Source organism: Ruminiclostridium sufflavum DSM 19573 (assembly GCF_003208175.1).
Taxonomy (GTDB): Bacteria; Bacillota; Clostridia; order Acetivibrionales; family DSM-1351; genus Ruminiclostridium; species Ruminiclostridium sufflavum.
The window spans coordinates 105636-124862 of sequence record NZ_QKMR01000010.1 but is presented as its reverse complement, the minus strand read 5'-3'; the positions used below and the strand labels follow the sequence as shown (position 1 = coordinate 124862).

Genomic DNA, 19227 nt, shown 5'->3' with positions numbered 1-19227 from the left:
AAATTTTTTCAGAGAATGCTATAATAAAAGGAGCTGTTATTTTTAAAAGATATTTTTTTGGAGGTTTTCCTGAAGATGACAAAATATGAACAAATGGCTGAGCTGGGGAATATCAAACCTTCCAGATTTGTGGCTTCTGTATCTGTAATATTATATTTTTATTTGTTTATCGGTTCAATAATAATTTCTGTTCCGTTGGTTTATGTTTTTCTTACTAATAGGGAGGCTTTGTTTGATGCCGTTTCTATGACGGATTCAATGGCTTTTTTGGAAAAATATCTGTCACCCTTGCCAACATATATACTTACTAATTTATCCATATATTTAATGCTTTTGGGTGTGTTTATTGCAGTAAGGTATATTCATTACAGACCTTTTATCACGCTTATAACAACGATGCCCAAGGTAAAGAGGAGCAGGTTTTTTACAGGCTTTTTTGTGTATGGAGCCCTTCTTTTAGCAGGAACAGCTTTGGATTACCTTATTTATCCGGAAACATATTCAATGACCTTTGATTCTTCAAGATTCTGGATTGCTCTGCCTGTAATCCTAATAATGACTCCGCTTCAAGCCTGTACTGAGGAGCTGGTGTTCAGAGGCTATGTAATTCAAAGCTTTGGACTTAAAATAAAAAATGGGGTTGTTCTTTCATTGATATCCGGATTTTTATTCACATTGCCGCATCTGGCAAACCCTGAGGTATACGCATCAAACAAATTGGGGGTACCCAGTACAATATGCATGCTACTGAACTATTTTGCGGTAGGGGCAATGCTGGCTTTAATAACAATAAAAACAAATTCGCTTGAAGCAGCTATGGGAGCCCACACAGTCAATAATCTGATATGCTTTTTGATTGTAGGGTATCCTGACGGTGCGCTGCCTACAAATACCATATTCTATACATCGAGATTTGAGCCGGGCAGTTCGCTTTTATCGGCAATAATTACCGGTGCTCTGTTTTATGTAATTACCGCGGCATTTATATCCGAAAAAAGGAAGCTGCTTGATAAGACAGTAAGCTGATGTAACAAATGCCAAATATAAAGGAGTAAATTATGAGCCTTCAATTTATATATGGAAGAGCCGGCTCCGGAAAATCCTTTCATTGCTTGAATCAGATAAAATCAAAGCTTATTGAAGATAATTCCAAAAAGTTAGTGCTGCTTGTCCCGGAGCAATATACCCTGCAGGCAGAGCGAGATCTGATAAATGTTCTGAAAACGGGAGGAATCCTTAAAACAGAGGTCCTCAGCTTTCGAAGAATGGCATACAGAGTTCTTAACGAAGTGGGGGGAATAACATATCCTCATATTCATCCTGCCGGCAAAAGCATGATTATATATCAGATATTGAATAAAAATAAGGATGAATTTGCTGTTTTCCATAAGCCGGCAAATTGCAAGGGCTTTGTAAGCACTGTTTCAGCACTGATTACAGAGCTGAAAAGATACGATGTTCATCCCGATAATCTTGATACTGCTTTGAAAGAGCTCAATGGGGATAGCTATTTAAGCCGGAAGCTGGGTGAAATCAAATTAATTTATTCCCAGTTTGAAAATATGCTTTCAAAAAGATACAGAGATGCCGATGATGAACTGACTATTCTGGCAAATAAGCTGGATGCAACGGATATGTATGACAATGCAGATATCTGGATTGACGGGTTTTCAGGCTTTACTCCGCAGGAATATGCCGTAATTTCAAGACTTATGCAAAAAGCGGACAGGCTTACCATTACAATAGGCACTGATGTTTTGGAGGATGAGGGCTTTACCGATCAGGCAGATGTATTTTCATCTGCCAAAAGGTCCTACAGGAAGTTTATGAATATAGCCCGGAACAATTCAGTTTCAGTTGCTCCGCCAATCGGACTTAATGGCACAAAGCCTCCCAGATTTATAGAAAGTGAAGAGCTAGGCTTTCTTGAGGCAAATTTCTATACATATCCATACAGCTGTTATCGCAAGCCCACACAAGATATTGAGCTCTTTGAAGCGGTAAATATATATTCGGAGATTGAGGAATGCGCCGGGGATATTATCAGGCAGTGCCGTGACAACGGTCTCAGGTATAAGGATATAACGGTGGTAACCAGAAAGCTTGAGGGCTACGAAAGTCTGATAGAGGTAATCTTTGAAGAATACGGAATACCATGCTTTATTGACTCAAAAGAAGAAATAACCGGTAATCCTCTGGTAAGATTGGTTTTAGCCATGCTTGATATCTTTATAGAAAATTGGTCCTATGAAACGGTTTTTCGCTATTTAAAATCAGGGCTGACCGGAATTGATGAGACAAAAATAGACAGAATTGAAAATTATGTTCTGGCCTGCGGTATAAGAGGCAAGCGCTGGACTCAGAATACAGACTGGACAATAAGCCCGGAGCTTGTATCCGAGGAAAGGCAGAGTGCTGAAAATGACCGGCTGCTAACAGAGATAAATGAAACGCGCAAAGAAATATGTGAGCCGCTTTTACGTTTCAGAAGAAGAATAAAGGGCAGAAACAAGGCTTCGGACATTTGCGCCTGCCTGTATGATTATTTGGTTGAAATAGGTGTTCAAGGCAGAATTGAAGAGCAGATACGGCAGTTCACGCGTGATGGCTTGCTAAGGCTGGCTAATGAATATGAACAGGTCTGGAATATATTAATGGATGTTTTTGATCAGGCAGTTGAAGTGATGGGGGAGGAAGCCTTCGGACTTGAAAGATTTACAAATACTTTAAAGATAGGGCTGGAGGAATATAAGATTTCTTCCATACCGGCATCTCTTGATCAGGTTCTCGTAGGAAGCGCCGAACATTCAAAGAGTCATGAAATCAAGGCACTATACGTACTTGGAACAAATGACGGAATATTTCCTTCCTCCGGAATGAGCGAAGGAATTTTGACTGATGGAGACAGAGCGGCCCTAAGTAAAAAGGGTATTGAACTGGCTAATGATACAAAATCCCGTGTGTTTGATGAGCAGCAGCTTATTTACAGGGTTTTGACAACACCCGGGAGGTTTCTGCGCCTGAGCTGGCCTATTGCAGATCATGAAGGGAAAACCATGAGGCCTTCCTCAATCATTTCAAAAATGAAAAAGCTGTTCCCCCAAATTTCCGAAAAAAGTAATCTCCAGAAGCCGGTGACAATGCGCCGGCAAATCGAAGCTGTCTCAGCACCCGCTCCTGTATTCAACCAATTGGTTTCGGCCTTGAGACAGAAAAATGACGGGATGGACATCAGCGGGATGTGGATTGATGTATTTTCATGGTTTTCCGGTCAGCCGGACTGGAAGGAAAGATGTGCCATGATGCTCAACGCCTTGAAATACAGAAACATAGCCTTGCCTGTAGATACTGAAAAAATCAGGGAATTGTATGGAAGCAATGCTTACTCAAGTGTATCAAGGCTTGAAAAATATATCTCCTGTCCCTTTGCCTATTATATACAGTACGGCTTGGGTGCCAAAGAGAGAAAAATATATCAGATGAGTCCTCCGGATGTAGGAACCTTTATGCATACGGTGATTGAAAAATTTTCAAAAATGCTTGAGGAGCAGAATATCTCGTGGAGAGCTTTTGATAAGGACTGGTGTGCGGAACAGATATCCATAATAGTGGATGAGCTTCTTAAGGGGATGAAAAATACGATTCTGGGAGGCTCAAAAAGATTCAAGGCCTTGGCCCTGAGGCTTAAAAGAGTTGTAACAAGGTCTGTATGGCTTATTTCAGAGCATATACGAATGTGCAGCTTTGAACCTGTGGGCTATGAGCTTGATTTCGGTGAAGGAGGAAGCTATCCGCCGGTTGTTATTGAGCTTGAATCTGGACACAAGGTTACTCTGACAGGCAGAATTGACAGGGTAGATGCCTTGAAAACAGAGGACGGAACATATTTGAGAATAGTTGACTATAAATCGGGAAATAAGGACTTCAAGCTTTCCGATGTGTATTACGGGCTTCAGATGCAGCTGATAACTTATCTGGACGCTTTGTGGGAGAATGCTGAAAAGCAGGAGAACAGCAAGTTTTATCCGGCAGGAATGCTTTATTTTAAAATTGATGACCCTATAATAAGCTGCAGCGGAATATCCACTCCAGAGGAAATTGAAGCAGCCATAATAAAAAAGCTTAAAATGAAAGGACTGCTGCTGGCAGACGTACAGCTGATAAAGTATATGGACAATACAATTGAAGGAAGCTCAAGGATTATTCCTGCAAGAATAAACAAGGACAATGTCTTGGGAAGATCGTCGGCAGCATCCCTTGATCAGTTTATAGTGCTGAGGACATACGTGAAAAAGCTGCTTAAGGACATCTGCTCCGAATTGATGAAAGGACAGGTTCCGATTAAGCCATATAAAAAGAAAAAAATAACCTCATGCCAATTTTGCAGCTATTCATCTGTGTGTCAATTTGACCTTGCACAGAAGGAAAATAGCTTTATCGTGCTGCATGACAAGGAGGATGAAGCTGTCTGGAAGCTGATGACTCAATCAGAGGAAAAATAATTCTGTACGGAAGTACTTATACTTAAAAGGCTATAAGGAGAAAAGAAGGGGAGTAATAAATGCCTGAAATGAAATGGACAAAAGAGCAGTATGCCGCTATAACCGAAAACAACTGCAATCTGCTGGTTGCAGCAGCGGCAGGTGCTGGAAAAACAGCCGTATTGGTTGAGAGAATAATCCAAAAAATAATAGATGAAAAAACACCGGTTGATATTGACTCGCTGCTTGTAGTGACATTTACCAATGCAGCTGCAACAGAAATGAGAGAGCGAATCGGGGCGGCAATATCAAAGGCCATTGAGGGAAATAAGGCGGTAAAAAGCATGCAGAGACAGCTTGCGCTTTTGAGCAAGGCCTCTATAACCACAATCCACTCCTTTTGTCTTGAGGTTATCAGAAACAATTTTCAGAGTATTGATATTGACCCCAAGTTCAGAATTCTTGATGAGACAGAGGCAGCTCTGCTGAAGTCGGAGGCTCTGGACGAGCTGTTTGAGGAAATATACGAAAATGAAGAAAATAATGAGGATTTTTTTGAATTGCTTGAATCCTATGGAAGCAACAGGGATGACCGAAGAATACAAGAGCTGGTTCTTAATATATACGGTTTTGTCCAGAGCTGTCCGTGGCCGCAGAAATGGTTAGACAAGCAGATTGAAAGCTATAAGCTTGATTTAGAAATGGATTTTGCAGATACCGTATGGGGAAAAATATTGCTTGAAGCTGTAAAAATGAGGCTTGAGGGTTTGCGGGATATTATGGAGCAGGCATGCAGCAGGCTGAAATTTGCTTTGGGACTGGAAAAGTACCTGCCTGTATTTGAAGAGGATGCAGATGCCCTTTGCAGTCTGCTTAATATTTTTGATGCCGCAGTAAGAAAAGATATTCATGGAAATGAAGGGGCTATAAGTTCAGCATGGGACAGAATACATGACTGTCTGGTTAATATTGAGTTCGGTACGCTGCCGCGATGCGCAAAGGAGGCGGACAAGCAGGTTCAGGAAGAAGTAAGGAAAATAAGAGATGAGTTAAAGGCATATATAAGAAATCTGAAGGAGGAGGTTTTTTTATTTAGATCACAGGAGATAATTTCTGATTTAAGCAAAATGTATCCCGTTCTTAAGTGCCTGACCAGACTTGTTTCAGCTTTCGAAAATAAATATGCAGTCAAAAAAAATCAGAGAGCCTCTGTTGATTTTAATGATTTGGAGCACTTCTGCCTGAAAATTCTTTCCGGGACTGACGAAGAAGGCAATCTTTGTCCTACTGAGGCTGCAAAAGCCTATAAGGAAAAATATTCTGAAATTCTGGTTGATGAATATCAGGACAGCAATTCGGTACAGGAGATTATTATTAACATGATTTCAAAGGAAGATGCCGGAACTCCCAATGTATTTATGGTCGGTGATGTTAAGCAGAGTATCTATAGATTCAGGCAGGCAAGGCCGGAGCTTTTCCTTGATAAATATAACAGCTATTCGGGTCAGGAAAAAGGGCTTTATAGAAAGATACTGCTGTTCAAGAACTTTAGAAGCAGAAAGGAGGTTATTGACGGGGTAAATCTTATTTTTAAGCAGATAATGTCAGAAGGTGTAAGCGAGCTTGATTATACGGATTCCGAAAAACTGAATCCGGCTGCTGTTTTTCCTGCGAACAATGAGGAAGGCAGGAAAACGGGAGGCAAGGTTGAGCTGCATTTAATAGAAACAGCCTCTTCAAATGACAGTGCCGGCGAAGCCTTGGAAAATGGCGGGTATGAAGAGGAAACGGATATGTCTGAAAATAACGATGAGGCCGAAATATTGGATAATCTCCAGAAGGAGGCAAGAGTAGTCGCAGACAGGATAGCCGAGCTCCTTCGGCCTGATGGGAAAGGGAGAAAATTCAGTGTTCTGGATAAAAAAACAAATAAGTACCGGGATTTGCAATTTAAAGACATTGTTATTCTGCTCAGGACCACCAAAAATTGGACAGATGTATTCACAGAAGAGCTTATGAAATCGGGCATACCTACATTTGCAGATACCGGAAACGGTTTTTTTAAAACCCCGGAGATACAGGTGATTTTATCTCTTTTACAAATAATTGATAATCCTTATCAGGATATACCTCTGCTGTCGGTGCTAAGATCACCCATAGCCGGATTCAGCACAGGTGATTTAGCGGAGCTGCGTCTTGCCGACCGCAAGTCATCATTATTTGAAGCTTTAAATGTACTGGCATCCGGCGAAAAGGAAAGCAGCCTGAAGGCCAGAAACTTTTTGGGAAAATTGAAGGAGTGGAGGGATATGTCTATGTATATGTCCACTCATAAACTGATTTGGCAGCTATACAATGATACCGGATATTTTAGTATTGCAGGAGCAATGCACGACGGTGAAAGGAAGCAGGCCAACCTTCGCGTGCTTTTTGAAAGGGCGCTTCAATTTGAGAGCACCAGCTACAAAGGATTGTTCAATTTTATAAGCTTTATTGATAAGCTGAAAACAAATAAGGGTGATATGGGAAGTGCCAAAATACTTGGTGAGAATGATAATGTGGTAAGGCTCATGAGTATACATAAAAGCAAGGGGCTGGAGTTTCCAGTGGTATTTTTATGCGGCTGCGGTAAAAAATTCAATTTTCAGGATATGTATAAAGGAATCTTACTTCATCAGGAGTTGGGCTTCGGCCCTGACTTTGTTGACTATAAGAGGAGGATAAAATATCCTTCGGCTCCTAAGCTGGCTATAGGACAAAGGCTGAAAACAGAAACACTCTCTGAAGAAATGAGGATTCTTTATGTAGGAATGACCAGAGCCAGAGAAAAGCTTATTATTACCGGAGCGGTCAATAGCCTTGAAAAGTCCGCAAAAAAGTGGCTGGATTTGTCGCGGGCCAAGCAGGAAAAATTTCCGGCTTATGATATTTTAAAAGCACAGAATTATCTGGACTGGCTATGCCCTTCCATAATGAGGCACTGCTCTTATGACAGCCTGAAGGGAGAGGGGTTTTTCTTTAAGGAAGCGGCTGTTCCGGAGGTTTTATCTGGGGTAAGGCTGCATAGCTCCGGCGAGGAGATACCGTGGGATTTATCTGCTCACAATGGCAGGGAGGCAGCTGCACCCATTGTAGTTCGGCAGGAGGAAAACCATATAGACACGGCAGAATGGCTTAAAAGCGACAATAGGGCAGATTTGATAAGCATAAACGAAATAAAAAGAAGATTGAACTGGAAATACCAATACGGCAGCTTTGCAAGTATACCGTCAAAAATATCTGTTACAGAGATAAAGAGGTTTTTTAATATAAATAATGAAGGAGAGGATACTCCCATAAATAAGCAGTCAAGCATAAAAAAGCCTTTGTTTCTGCAGGAGAAGAAGGGCCTTAGCTCTGCTGAAAAGGGTACGGTAATGCATTTTGTAATGCAGCATATTGATTTTAATAATAAAAATATTGAAAACCAGCTTGCCGGCATGGTGAAATTAGAATTGATTACTCAGAAGCAGGCAGAGGCTGTTGAGGTCGGAAAGATAAGTGAATTTGTTCTATCGCCTATCTGCCGGAGAATGCTTGCATCGGGAAGGTTTTACAGAGAGGTTCCCTTTAACATTGAGCTGCCTTTTGAAGAGCTTTATCCTGCTGCTGAGGTCAATATCACCGAGGAAAATATTTTGCTTCAGGGGGTTGTTGACTGCTATTTTGAGGAAGAGGACAAAATAATTCTTATTGACTATAAAACAGACTATATTTCTAAAGGAAGCAGTCTTGAAGAAATAAAGAAAAAATACGGCATACAGCTTTCATACTATTCAAGAGCCCTTGAAATGCTGACAGGTTTACAGGTTAGTGAAAGATATGTTTATTTATTTTATACAGGAGAGCTGCTTGAAATGTAAGCAGTGATAAAAAATAAAAATATACAATAAAAGTGTTGACACATTCAAGTTATCATGCTAAAATACTTCTTGTTGAAGACGTTGCGGGTTTGTGTAATGGCAGCACGACTGACTCTGGCTCAGTTCGTCAGGGTTCAAATCCTTGACCCGCAGCCAAAAGTATTTCAATTATTTATATTGAAATACTTTTTTTTATGGGCATTATAATGAATTATAATTGAAATTAATATATAAAATTAATAAAAAGATAAGTAATATTCTACGTATTATCTCTGAAAAGTAATAATGATGTAAAAATGTATTTTGTAATATATGCTTTAATATGATAGAATAGTGTAGATAACTTATAATTGTGGATAATACTTAGATATTTCGTTAAAAGAGGAAATATTTATGAAAATATTAATGCTGTCTTGGGAGTATCCGCCAAGGATAATAGGAGGTATTTCCCGAGTGGTTTATGATTTGGCACAAAACCTTGGCGAGTCTGAAAACGAGGTGCATGTTTTAACTTGCTGGGAGCCGTATACAAAGGAGTATGAGCTTGACAAAAATGTAACAGTACATCGTGTGCATGTATATAATAACCCCTCCAGCACTTTTGTGGAATGGGTAATGCAGCTTAATTTTGCTATGGTTGAATATGCCGTAAAGCTTGTCCGGGAGCATGAGTTCGATATTATACATGCTCATGATTGGCTTGTGGCCTATGCTGCCAGAGTTATTAAGCATACAAATAATATTCCTGTAATTACAACTATTCATGCTACCGAGTATGGAAGAAACAACGGAATACATACTGATTTATCGAGAACGATAAATAATATAGAAAAATGGCTGATGAACGAGTCGGACTATATAATCGTCAACAGCAATTATATGCGGGATGAGCTGGCTTCTGTATTTGGCATTCAGCCTGATAAAATCAGTGTTATCAGTAATGGGGTTGATTTAAGCAAATTTGATAATATATATAAAGATAATGAATTCAGAAAAAATTATGCTTCCCCGAATGAAAAAATAGTATTTTATGTGGGAAGACTTGTTAATGAAAAGGGAGTTCATGTTTTATTAAATGCAATTCCTAAAATATTAAATGATTTTAAGGATGTAAAGTTTGTAATTGCGGGCAAAGGACCGTGTTTGAATAATCTTATAGAACTCAGCCAGAAACTTAATATTAACGAAAAGGTATATTTTACTGGTTTTGTAAGTGAGGAGGTCTTATTACACCTATATAAATGTTCGGATATGGCGGTTTTTCCGAGCACATATGAGCCTTTTGGCATTGTTGCGCTTGAAGGAATGGTTGCAGGCATTCCTGTTGTGGTTTCGGATGCTGGAGGTCTCAACGAGATAGTAACCCATAAAGAAGATGGAATGAAGTTTTATAACGGGAATTCAAATTCTTTGGCTGATTGCATATTAGAATTGCTAAAGGATGAAGCTTTGTCTGAAAAGATATGCTCTTCGGCAATGGAGAAGGTACATAAGCTATATAATTGGAATAATATATCAAAGATGATTTCTGATGAATACAAGTATGTTATTTCTCAATTTGACAGCTCAGCAGAGGCTAAATAGTTGCTTTATTTATAAGGAAATATTTCCAAAGCAAAAACTGAATATTTAGTTGCTCTATTTTAAGTAGTTATTTTTTATTGTTAAAATTGGAGGTTTAATTGTGTCAAAAAGTAAAAAAAAGTTAAAAGTAATTCCACTGGGTGGATTGCAGGAAATCGGCAAAAACATCACTGCATTTGAATATGGTGATGATATTGTTGTTGTTGATTGCGGACTTTCATTCCCTGAAGATGAAATGCTGGGAATAGATTTAGTTATACCTGATGTTACTTATCTGGTTAAAAACAAGGAAAAGGTTAAAGCTATAGTCCTTACACATGGTCATGAGGATCATATCGGTGCCTTGCCGTATGTTTTGAGAGAGCTGAATGTGCCCGTATACGGGACAAAACTGACGATAGGCTTAATAAAATGCAAGCTTGAAGAGCATAATTTACTGGATACCACTGATTTAAGGACTGTTGCAGCAGGACAGACCATTGATCTGGATCCCTTTAAGGTTGAGCTTATTCATACTACTCATAGTATTGCGGATTCAGTTTCGTTGGCTATACACACACCAATCGGAGTTGTTGTCCATACTGGGGATTTTAAAATTGACTATACACCAATACAGGGAGAAACTATAGACTTGGCAAGATTTGCCGAGCTTGGCAAAAAAGGTGTTTTGTTATTGATGTGTGACAGCACCAATATTGAAAACGAAGGCTACACAATGTCTGAACGCACTGTGGGAGAAACCTTTAACGAAATATTTGCAGAATGCAGGAGCAGGATTTTGGTTGCAACCTTTGCATCTAATGTTCACAGAGTTCAGCAGATAATAAATTCCGCGGTTAAGTTCGGAAGAAAAGTTACTGTAATAGGAAGAAGCATGGTAAATGTCGTAAATGTAGCAATGGAGCTTGGATATCTGAGCGTTCCGGAGGGTGTGCTTGTTGATGTTGAGAACATGGACAAAGTACCTCAGGATAAGCTTGTTATTATCACAACAGGCAGTCAGGGTGAAACAATGTCTGCTTTGACAAGAATTACCTTCGGAGAGCACAAAAAGGTGGAAATTATACCCGGTGATTTGGTTATTATTTCAGCTTCTCCTATCCCTGGAAATGAAAAGCTTATATCAAGAGTTGTAAATGAATTGTTTAAAAAGGGTGCAAAGGTAGTATATGAGGCTTTAGCTGATATACATGTTTCAGGGCATGCTTGTCAGGAGGAAATCAAGCTTATACACAATCTGGTCAAGCCAAAGTTTTTCATGCCTGTACACGGCGAACACAGGCATTTGAGGCAACATGCAGATTTAGCCGTAAAAATGGGAATGTCAAACGAAAATGTTTTTATTCTTGAAAACGGCAAGGTGCTTGAGCTGACTCATGATTCTGCAAAAATCAACGGAAGTGTTACGGCAGGCAGGGTTCTTGTGGATGGACTGGGTGTCGGTGATGTTGGTAATGTTGTATTGAGAGACCGGAGACATTTGTCACAGGATGGCTTAATTGTAGTTGTAATAACTATAGAAGGTGATACCGGCAATGTGGTTGCAGGTCCTGATATAATCTCAAGAGGCTTTGTTTATGTGCGTGAGTCTGAAGACCTTATGGAACAAATAAAAGAAATTGCAAAGCAGGCTGCAAATAAGAGCGCCGGAAAAAGCCGAGGCGATTGGTCCATCAGAAAATCCGCCATTCGTGAGGACTTGAAAGATTGTATTTATGAAAAAACAAAACGCAAGCCAATGATTTTGCCTATAATAATGGAAATATAAAAAGAAGCTCCTTTGTAAAAACAGTATTATACAGCTTTTACAAAGGGCTTTTTTGTTCGAGGTATCAAAATCGGTTTAAAGCTTGCTTATTGGCTAAAATTTAGAAGTGCAAGGGTCCTGCTTATAAATAATCATGTTTTTGGTATATTCCTGACCTGCCTTTCTGCAGGAGGAATTGCTGTATCCCAGAACGTATATGTCAGTAGACTGGGCTTCGATTTCAAGCATTCTTGCAAGAAGTCCGTTGCAGGAATTTTTAAAAGCTGCCGGCTTGGTGATAACGGGAAGGATAGAGGTCCTTTTCATTCTTGATAGAAGCTCTCTGCCGGTTTTGTTAAAGCCTAATATTCTTGCATATTGAGGGCCGCCGTATTGCATGAATAATTCTGTATCACGCTTTGTGATACCTGCCGTAAGAGATAAAAGAATTCTTTGAATTCTGGTCTTGGTATACCTTTTTGTACCAATCTTCGATAAGAGCTCCTCAAAGCTGCCTGAAAGCTCGGCAGCTTTTTTTATTCTGTATTCAAGGCCTTCCGAGATACCTGCTATTTTGCCAAGCTTACAAATATCTGTATTTCTTATAAGGGCTAGAAGTATATTTTCATATTTATATATATTAACGGGGCCTCTTCCTTCATTAAATTCCTTCTCAATAACTGTTTTGGAAATATCAGGAACAGCTTGTGCGGCATTGCTGCATAATGAAGGGGTATTCAGGGCATCTGCGCTGCAAATGCTGTTTCTGATTGCGGTGGCACTTGAAATATTACCGGTAAAGGCTTTTGAATTGTACAGGTTTGCTATTCTTTCGACAGTATAGGGTCTGATATTGCTTTTAAGCCGCTTGAGTGCTTTCAGATATTCAATCCCTAATATGTTGTTTGAGGTTTCCAAAACGGTTGGCAAAGCAGCTGAAAAGTTTGCGGCAGGTTTATTTTCCATATATTTACATACTGCTCTTTGCCTGCAAACCGGAAAGGATAGTCCCAGAGAAAGCTGTTTTTTCAGCTCGGCTTTGTATTCGGCCGGTTCATTGACCAGAATGTCGGAAATAAATTCAAGAGCCTCAAGGTCACCCTGTTCGCTGCCAAATGAGATACAGTCTACAATTCCTATGCTGTCCAAAAGTTTTACGGCTCCGAAGGCAAATGACTCAGCGCTTGACATAGCAAAGGGAAGAGGCAATTCAATAACCAGATCGACTCCGTTCTGAAGTGCAATATCTGCACGGGCAAACTTATTTATAACGGCAGGCTCACCGCGCTGTATAAAGTTACCGCTCATTGCGCAAACTACCGCATCACAGCCGGTAAGCTCCTTTGACTGCTCAAGGTGATACTTGTGTCCGTTATGAAAAGGATTATATTCGGCAATAATACCCAGTACTTTCATAAAACCTCCGCGATTTATAAAGCTATTCTGTTCGGTTATACGCCTTAAGCGCTATGGCTATTATAACAACTAAGCAATTAATTCTCAACCTGAAATTTGTATATAATCTGCGCAGAATATTGCTTGCCATAAGCCCATGTAAATGCTAAATTATGTGTGAGGAATAAATATATTATATTTTGAGGTGGAGAAATGGACGGATATAAGATGTTTCAGGTTGTTCCGGGGGTAACGGAGATAGAGGATACAGATACAAGCATTTATGTGATTGAGGGGGAAACCTCCGCTATGGTGATAGACACCGGCTATGGCTGTCTGAACCTTAAGGAGGCGGTGAAAGAGATAACTAAAAAGCCGCTGATAGTTGTGTGCACACACGGGCATATAGATCACGCCTTCGGTGCCCATTATTTTGACAAAGCCTACATAAGCAAGGACGATATTTCTTTGTACGAGGAGCATAAACAAATTAAATTCGCTATGAAGGACGATATAAAGAAGCGATACAATCTGACGGACAAGGAGGTGCAGGAGTGGTGTGAAAGTAATGCAGCATTGGAGTTTATTTCAGCCGGAAAAACATTTGATATAGGCGGAAATATTCTTGAGGTGATTTCTCTTAGAGGTCATACCCCCGGAAGTATCGGAATTTTGGACAGAAAGCACAGAATTCTTTTTTCGGGTGACGGAATAATATCCCATGTATGGATGCAGCTCGGGGAATCAACAACGCTTGCGGAATACCTTGAAACGGTAAAGGAAGTAAAGGGCTACCGCAAAGATTTTGATAATATTTATATGGGACATAGGAACAACGAAAATGTTTCATTTATTGATGAACTGGAAAATGCTCTTAAGGATATTTTATCAGGATGCACCGGAAGGCCGTATGACAATCAATTCCACAGCGGGCTTATTTATAAGCGTGGGAGGTGTGAGGTGGTATATAATCCTGAAAGAATCAGATAATACAATATCGTTTGATTTGAGAGAAGCAGGACAGGTTCAGATTAAAGCCAATTACTATCGGGATAAGGCTTTGACAGTAATTGACTTTAATTAGAAACCAAATCGGCTTCAAAGCAAAGCTATCGGTTGATATCCTCGGTTCTTCAATCGATGGCAGCTTAGTTGTTCAGCACAGAGGCACCTGTTTCTTCTTCAAACTGCTTCTGATACAGGGAGTGGTAATAGCCCTTTTGCTTCAATAGCTCTTTGTGGGTTCCGCGCTCGATAATATTTCCATTCTTGACAACCAGTATGATATCTGCTTTTTTAATAGTGGATAGCCTATGAGCAATTAAAAAAGAAGTCCTGTTTTTTAATATGTGCATAATGGCATCCTGAATAAGCTGTTCTGTCTGTGTGTCAATTGATGAGGTGGCTTCGTCCAGTACAAATATCCTCGGGTCGGCTATAATTGCACGGGCAAAGGATATGAGCTGCTTTTCGCCGGTGGAGAGCCTGTCTCCGCCTTCACCGATATTTGTGTCCAGACCGTTTTCCATGCCATCAATGACGGATTGGGCAGAAACTGCCTTAATGGCTGCTTCAATCTCTTCCTCCGATGCGGATGCTCTCCCGTATTTTATGTTTTCGCGAACTGTTCCCGAAAAAAGATGAGGGCTTTGCAGCACATAGCCTATATTGGTATGAAGCCATAGCTGTGAACGTTCCTTGTAATCCTTTCCGTCAATCAGTATGTGACCTTCCGTGGGTTCAAAAAATCTGCAGGCAAGATTCACGAGAGTGCTTTTTCCTGCGCCTGTTTCTCCGACAATTGCAACGGTGGTTCCTGCCGGTATTGTGAGGTTGAAGTCCTTTAATATATATTCATCTCCGTCAGGATATTTGAAGGAAACATTCCTGAATTCAATATCTCCTTTTATTGCTTCCCAGTTTTCCCTTTTAGGATTGAAGCTGTCCCCGTACGTTTCAATAACCTCAGGTGTATCGGTAATGTCCGGCTGAGTTTCAATCAGTCCCGTTACACGTTCAATATTGGCCTGTGTGGATACAAAATCGGCAAACACACGTGCAATTTGCTGTATCGGCTCAAAAATGCTTATTCCGTAAGTAATAAAGACAGAAAGTGTTCCGAATTCCATTGCATCATTAATAACCAGATAACCTCCGCGGACAAGAACTATGCATACTGCAAGAGTGCTGAAGCATAGCACTATGGGGATAAATACTGCATTAAGAACGGTGGCGCGTATGGAGGAATTGTAAAAATTATCTGTTATAACGGAAAAATCCTTGAGGTTTTTGTCTTCTATAACAAGTGTCTTAGAGGTACTTGCGCCGGTAATGCCTTCATTGAAAGCTCCTGTCAGCCTTGAATTTATTTTTCTGATTTTTCTGTTCACATTAAGTATTTTTTTCTGAAAATACATTGTAATAAGTGCGATAATCGGGATTACACACATAACCAGCAATGCCAGCCTAAAATTCAGGAAAAGCATTGCAATAAAAACACCCAGTACATAAACAACCGCCCAAAGAATATCCGTCATGCCCCAGGATACCATTTGGCCGATGCGCCCTGTATCGCTCATTACTCTTGCCATCATATAGCCGACAGGAGTAGTATTGTAATAACTGAAAGAGAGCTTTTGAAGATGGACAAACGCGGCTTTTCTGATAGCCTTGGCAACATTCAGCTCAACAATCATTGAATTTTGAATAAACACTATTACTGCAATTACCTGCAACAAAAGAACGCAGCTGTATAAAAAGGTAAACCTACCAATGCCCGAAACTGAAGCCGGTATTATAAAATTGTTAATCGCATATCTTTGAAAAAGCGGGTAAGTTACATCTATAACAGATATCAAAATCAAAAAACCTACTGCCGAAATAAAATTCTTTTTGTATAGCTGTACAAAGGGTATTATTTTAGCCCAGACTTTAAGTGAAAAGGGCTTTTTGTACTCTTCCTCTTCTAAATAAGCCATTAATTACCACCTCCGGAGGAAACAGCCTGAACAGAGTCTGAAAGCTCAAGCTCAAAGCTGTTTTGAATATCATATATTTTTTTGTATATTCCGTTTTCGTTTTTCAAAAGCTCGGAATGAGAGCCTGCTTCAGAAATCTGACCGTCACTCAAAACCATTATTACATCAGCATGCATTAATGTCGTTATTCTATGTGATATAAGAATTACAGTACTGTTTGCCGTATTTTCATTAAGCTGAGCACGTATTTTTGCATCTGTTTCCGAGTCAACGGCTGAAAGAGAATCGTCAAATATCATAACAGGGGATTTCTGCATGAGCATTCTGGCAATAGCGACTCTTTGCTTCTGACCGCCTGACAGTGTGACTCCTCTTTCGCCTACAATTGTGTCATAGCCTTTAGAAAATGCAATGATAGCATCATCGACCGCAGCAACTGATGCATTGTGGCGAATCAGCTCCATATCTCCGGTATGCTCAAAGGCATCAATGTTTTCTCTGATGGTTTTTGAAAACAGGAAGGGTTCCTGAAGTACAAACCCGATATTACTTCTCAAATAGTCAAGCTTAATCCTTTTGATATCAACACCGCCGATTTCAATTGCTCCGCAGCCGTCAGGAAGCTCGTAAAGCCTGTCAAGCAAATACATAATTGTTGATTTTCCTGATCCTGTGCCGCCCAAGATGCCAAAGGTGGTGCCTGATTTGATTTTAAAGGATATATTTTTTAAAACAGGTTTAACACCCTCATAGTTAAAGGTTGCGTTTTTGAATTCAATATCTCCTGACATATCAGGAGTTACAGCACCTTCAGAATCCTTTTCCTCCTCTTCGGAAATAATCTCTTTGATACGACTGAGAGAAACGCTTGTTTTACTCATTTCCGATAATATCCGGCCGAAGTTCCTTATTGGCCAAACCAGCATGGAGTTATAGAATATAAACACCAGAAATTCTCCGAGGGTAACCAAACTGTGTGCAGCTTCAATAGAGCCGAAAACAATTATTAGCATTACCTGAAGCCCGGAGAAGAAATCACCTATGCCCCAATATTTGCTGAGTACAAAGCCCAGCTTAATCCAGTAATTTGCAAAATAATCGTTTTTCACATCAAAGCTCTCAATCTCATGAGCCTGACGCCCAAAGGCACGAACTACACGCACGCCCGTAAAGTTTTCCTGAACCATGGCTGAAAGTGCTCCCTCGGCTTCATCGGCGTACTTGAATCTATCGGCAATTTTTTTATAAAAAATGGCGGAATAAGCAATTACAATTGGAATAAATGCAAGTGCAATCAACGATAGCTTAACATTCATCATGAACATAAGAAAGAGAGAAAAGGTAACCAGAAATACTGTCCTGACCATTTCTATAAATTGAAGCAGCAAAAAATTCCTGATTACTTCAACATCAGAAGTACAGCGCTGTATGATATCTCCTGTCTGATTTTTTACATGCCAGCTGTAGGGAAGCTTCTGAATATGGTTAAACAGATGGTTTCTAAGCTTTCTGACAGTACCTTCCGATGCCTTGGCTATGCACACTCTGTACAGATATGTAAAAATACCTGATAGTACGGCTAAAACAACAGCTGCAGAAGCGCATATAAGAAGGTTGCTTCTGAGCATATCTCTTCCGCCGTGCAGATTTATATACTCAAGGACGGGCTTTGGCAGCTTTAGTGGCTCGGTTCCGATAATTGAGTCTATAATTATTTTGGTAATCTGAGGCAAAAGATAGTTAAAAGCAATTGCAAGCATTGTACAAAAAATTGCGGCAATAAATAACCATCTATAGCCCTTAATAAATGATAAAAGCATTTTTAATTTACCTTTGTTTTTAAATTGCATACTAACCTCCCACGCCGGACTTCCGGCACAAAACAATTAAAGCTTTCTTGGCCGGGGTTACGGACCTTAGTCATATAATATTGTTTACCATTGAATAAATATCATTTAAAGAAACGAAAAATAATAAAAACAGGGAACAAAAAAACACGATAACTCATGCATCGTGTTCAATAATATGTAAACATATTTTAACTGTAAATGACGGTTACTCAAATGCTGACCAAAAGAAAGCCTAAAAAGTGTGCTTAGCTAAAGGTCCGATATTGAATTATTGATGAAACACCTCATTGATTTTAGCTGTTTCCATTTTATAAACACTCCTTTCACCGTTTATTTAAAGTCAATTACTATCGGCTAAAAACCGATTTCATCGGTCGATAGTTTGGGTTTGAGGCTGAAGCCTCCTAAAGTCAAAACAAATTCAAACTATGTTCAAAATTAGCTTGAAAGCTTAATTCGCCTGAAAAACGATAGAATATCGTCCCGATATATCGTCGCGAAGTCTTGAACCGTAATTGACTTTAGTCAACAAAAGCGACATGATGATATGGTATTATATTATGAAAGATATGTCAATGCATGTAATGAATTTGTAAAATATAGAAGGTTTTATGAATGTAAGCTTTATATTAAAATGAGTACAGCTGTACAATACAGCATGACGGGCAAAAAAATAAAAACCTTGGACACAGTGCAATGCAAAGGTACAAGGCTTTATTGGTGGAAGGAGATGGATTCGAACCATCGAAGCGAGACGCAACAGATTTACAGTCTGCCCCCTTTGGCCACTCGGGAACCCTTCCAAAACTTATGATTCTTGTTGTCAGCGACATATTTTCGCAACAAATAAGATTATGCATTAATTTGCTTAAAATGTCAACACTTTTTTACTATATTTAAAATAAATATATTTTGTGTAAAATTGTAATTATTACAGCAAATTGTAAACAAATAAAATTAATATAAATAAGATTAAATGTAAAATGTCGCGAAGGGATAAAAAAAGCCTTGAAGCTCAAATGATTATTGGATTTGCAGCCGGTAGAAATAAAATATTTTTTGGAATAATCTGCGGATTGGAGTTGCGCACTGCGGAGAACTGTACGTTTCAAAAAGAGCAAAATGGTGGGCCTTCAGGGACTCGAACCCCGGACCAACCGGTTATGAGCCGGTTGCTCTAACCAACTGAGCTAAAGGCCCTTAAGAAACGAACGAACTTTAGTATAATAAAAAAAGTAATTTATGTCAATAGGAATTTTAAAAAATATTTTTATTCTTATTTTTCATCTC

At 39.5% G+C, this 19227-nt stretch carries 9 protein-coding genes and 3 tRNA genes; 7 read left to right on the top strand and 5 right to left on the bottom strand.

Annotated elements, in window-relative coordinates; genetic code table 11:
- The first annotated feature begins 75 nt into the window (after positions 1 to 75).
- The 6 genes from LY28_RS09865 to LY28_RS09840 all read left to right on the top strand — a co-directional run bounded on the left by LY28_RS09865 (position 76) and on the right by LY28_RS09840 (position 11735).
- The gene (locus tag LY28_RS09865; protein WP_110462018.1) at positions 76 to 1026 is read left to right on the top strand and encodes a CPBP family intramembrane glutamic endopeptidase; all 951 of its coding nucleotides are present in this window, start codon (positions 76 to 78) and stop codon (positions 1024 to 1026) included.
- A gap of 32 nt (positions 1027 to 1058) precedes the next feature.
- Entirely contained in the window at positions 1059 to 4502 is a 3444-nt protein-coding gene (gene addB / locus LY28_RS09860; protein WP_110462017.1) for a helicase-exonuclease AddAB subunit AddB, read from the top strand.
- Positions 4503 to 4561: 59 nt separating this feature from the next.
- Complete coding sequence (addA, locus tag LY28_RS09855) at positions 4562 to 8383, top strand: helicase-exonuclease AddAB subunit AddA (RefSeq protein WP_110462016.1); 3822 nt, start codon at positions 4562 to 4564, stop codon at positions 8381 to 8383.
- Positions 8384 to 8465: 82 nt separating this feature from the next.
- Positions 8466 to 8539, top strand: a tRNA-Gln gene (locus tag LY28_RS09850).
- A gap of 237 nt (positions 8540 to 8776) precedes the next feature.
- Positions 8777 to 9967 (top strand): glycosyltransferase family 4 protein, encoded by a 1191-nt coding sequence (locus LY28_RS09845; RefSeq protein WP_110462015.1) that lies wholly within the window; start codon positions 8777 to 8779, stop codon positions 9965 to 9967.
- 100 nt (positions 9968 to 10067) lie between these two features.
- A complete protein-coding gene (locus LY28_RS09840) occupies positions 10068 to 11735 on the top strand; it encodes a ribonuclease J (RefSeq protein WP_110462014.1) in 1668 nt (555 codons plus the stop codon).
- Between the two features lie 93 nt (positions 11736 to 11828).
- On the opposite strand, the gene LY28_RS09835 is transcribed toward LY28_RS09840, so the two are convergent.
- Complete coding sequence (locus LY28_RS09835) at positions 11829 to 13130, bottom strand: nucleotidyltransferase (RefSeq protein ID WP_110462013.1); 1302 nt, start codon at positions 13128 to 13130, stop codon at positions 11829 to 11831.
- 192 nt (positions 13131 to 13322) lie between these two features.
- Between LY28_RS09835 and LY28_RS09830 the strand changes: the two genes are divergently transcribed.
- Positions 13323 to 14099: an MBL fold metallo-hydrolase gene (locus LY28_RS09830; protein ID WP_110462012.1), complete on the top strand. Its 777-nt coding sequence runs from the start codon at positions 13323 to 13325 to the stop codon at positions 14097 to 14099.
- A gap of 158 nt (positions 14100 to 14257) precedes the next feature.
- Here LY28_RS09830 and LY28_RS09825 read toward each other — a convergent pair whose 3' ends face one another.
- The 4 genes from LY28_RS09825 to LY28_RS09810 form a co-directional block, all read right to left on the bottom strand.
- Positions 14258 to 16087, bottom strand: a complete 1830-nt coding sequence (locus LY28_RS09825; RefSeq protein ID WP_110462011.1) for an ABC transporter ATP-binding protein — start codon at positions 16085 to 16087, stop codon at positions 14258 to 14260.
- Positions 16087 to 17937: an ABC transporter ATP-binding protein gene (locus LY28_RS09820; RefSeq protein ID WP_110462010.1), complete on the bottom strand. Its 1851-nt coding sequence runs from the start codon at positions 17935 to 17937 to the stop codon at positions 16087 to 16089. The genes LY28_RS09825 and LY28_RS09820 overlap by 1 nt, the downstream gene beginning before the upstream one ends.
- A 718-nt stretch (positions 17938 to 18655) precedes the next feature.
- Positions 18656 to 18740 (bottom strand) — tRNA-Tyr (locus tag LY28_RS09815).
- A 320-nt stretch (positions 18741 to 19060) separates the two neighbouring features.
- Positions 19061 to 19137: transfer RNA gene (locus tag LY28_RS09810), tRNA-Ile, on the bottom strand.
- Positions 19138 to 19227: the final 90 nt, after the last annotated feature.